Source organism: Anaeromassilibacillus sp. 1001302B_160321_C8 (assembly GCF_015554745.1).
In the GTDB taxonomy this organism is placed as follows: domain Bacteria; phylum Bacillota; class Clostridia; order Oscillospirales; family Acutalibacteraceae; genus Anaeromassilibacillus; species Anaeromassilibacillus stercoravium.
In genome coordinates this window covers 1-1,850 of the sequence record NZ_JADNJD010000044.1, presented here as the reverse complement: position 1 = coordinate 1,850, position 1,850 = coordinate 1, and the positions used below count along the sequence as shown (strand labels likewise).

At 43.0% G+C, this 1,850-nt stretch carries 3 protein-coding genes; all 3 read left to right on the top strand.

The window, feature by feature from the left end:
• Window positions 1–197 precede the first annotated feature (197 nt).
• From I2E77_RS14200 to I2E77_RS13605, 3 genes are read left to right on the top strand one after another with little or no spacing between them, the layout of a single operon-like run.
• Entirely contained in the window at window positions 198–488 is a 291-nt protein-coding gene (locus tag I2E77_RS14200; RefSeq protein ID WP_330608986.1) for a hypothetical protein, read from the top strand.
• Window positions 404–991, top strand: coding sequence for an Arm DNA-binding domain-containing protein (locus I2E77_RS13610; RefSeq protein WP_195451502.1), 588 nt, complete (start codon window positions 404–406; stop codon window positions 989–991). Before I2E77_RS14200 ends, I2E77_RS13610 begins: the two co-directional genes overlap by 85 nt.
• A 22-nt stretch (window positions 992–1,013) precedes the next feature.
• Complete coding sequence (locus tag I2E77_RS13605; protein ID WP_195451501.1) at window positions 1,014–1,778, top strand: relaxase/mobilization nuclease; 765 nt, start codon at window positions 1,014–1,016, stop codon at window positions 1,776–1,778.
• Window positions 1,779–1,850: the final 72 nt, after the last annotated feature.

The following is a 1,850-nucleotide window of genomic DNA, read 5'->3' as shown; positions in this document are numbered from 1 at the left end:
AAACTCTGCGCTTTATGTGGCGAAAAAGTGTGTACTTTTAGTGGCGAAAAACTCTGTACTTTATATTACCATTTACAAGCCAGGGGTAAAACAAAAATTTTTTCAAAAAGTTTTTGATACCGGTTGAATTTTACCCCTCTGAAATTCCAAATAAGTGAAAGGGTTCTTCCTTATCACCAAATAGGAGGTTCAGAATAATGGCTGAATGTTTGTTTATAAAAGCTGATGAAGTGACTCGTCTTTTGGGAGTATCTCAATCCGAGGCGTATAGAATTATTAAGCGTTTGAACGAGGAGATGGCTGCCAAAGGCTACATCGTTGTAAATGGTCGTGTTAATCGAAAATACCTTGAGGAGCAAATCTACGGCTACGAGCCGCAAACAAACCAAGGAGGTAAAAAGCAATGGCTGTTTACAAAGACAGAAACGGAACCTGGTATGTCTCCGCAAGATATACCAACTGGAAGGGCGAAGCTGACCGCAAAGTAAAGCGAGGGTTTGAAACCAAGCGTGAAGCAACCGAATGGGAGCGTAACTTCTTCCTCGAAAACGCAGGAAACCTCGAAATGACTTTTGAGGCTTTCTACGAACTCTACAAAAAGAATATGCAAGACCGCATCAAGCTCAGCACTTGGAAGATGAAGGAGAGCGTTATCGAAAGCAAAATCCTTCCTTATTTCAGAAAGAAGCGTATGTGCGACATCAAGCCAAGAGATGTTGTAACATGGCAAAATCAAATGCTGAAAATGTGTGACGACAATGGAGAGCCGTATTCTCCGGTTTATCTTAAAACCATCCACAATCAGCTTAGTGCCATCTTCAACCACGCAGTAAAATTCTATGACCTTCCAAGCAACCCAGCACAAAAGGCGGGCAATATGGGAAAAGAAAAGTCTCGTGAAATGCTTTTCTGGACACAAGCCGAATATCAAAAGTTTGCAGAAGAAATGATGTGCAAGCCGATTTCCTTCTATGCCTTTGAGGTTCTCTAAGGGAAAACAGTCCAATCGTGAATTGTTGAGAATTGCAATAGATGAGGCTCTGGAACAAAAGCCCCACGACTTCGATGCGTTCTTATCCCTTCTTGCTGAACAGGGCTTTAGCGTAAAAAACGGAAAACACCTTACCTTCGTTCATCCCGATTTCAAGCAAAACATCAGAATGTACACCCTTGGTGATGAATACTCTGAGGATGCTATCCGTGCTATCATCAAAGGTCAGAAAACTCATACTCCGAAAAAACACAGAGCCGTGTGGGATGCAAACCGAGCACAAAGCATTATCGACATTCAAGCCAAGCTCGCCGCCGGCAAGGGTGAAGGCTATCGTCGTTGGGCTACGGTTGAGAACCTAAAGCGAATGGCAAAGACTAAACTCTATATGGATGAGCACGGTCTTGACTATGATGCAATGTCAGCTCGCAAGTCAGAACTGGCGGCAAAAGAAAAAGAGCTTTCTGCGAAAATCACAGAAGCTCAAAATCGTATTGCCGAGATAAACGTACTGAAAACGCATATCGTCAATTATTCAAAAACGAGAGACATGTACGTTGCCTATCGGAAGTCCGGTTACTCTAAAAAGTTTTTGGAGGAACACGAGGACGACATCATCATCCACAAGGCGGCAAAGAAAGCATTTGACGAACTTGGCGTGAAGAAGCTCCCGACCGTCAAGAGCTTGCAGGTGGAATTTGCCGACCTGCTTACCGCAAAAAAAGAAGCGTATGCAGAACTCAAAAAAGTTCGTGACGAGCTTCGTGACGTTGCCGTTCATAGATAAGGTACAATAAGTTTCGCAAATTGAAAAGAGGATAAAAGAAGACATGGTTTGCAGAACTCTGGTAGAATGAAG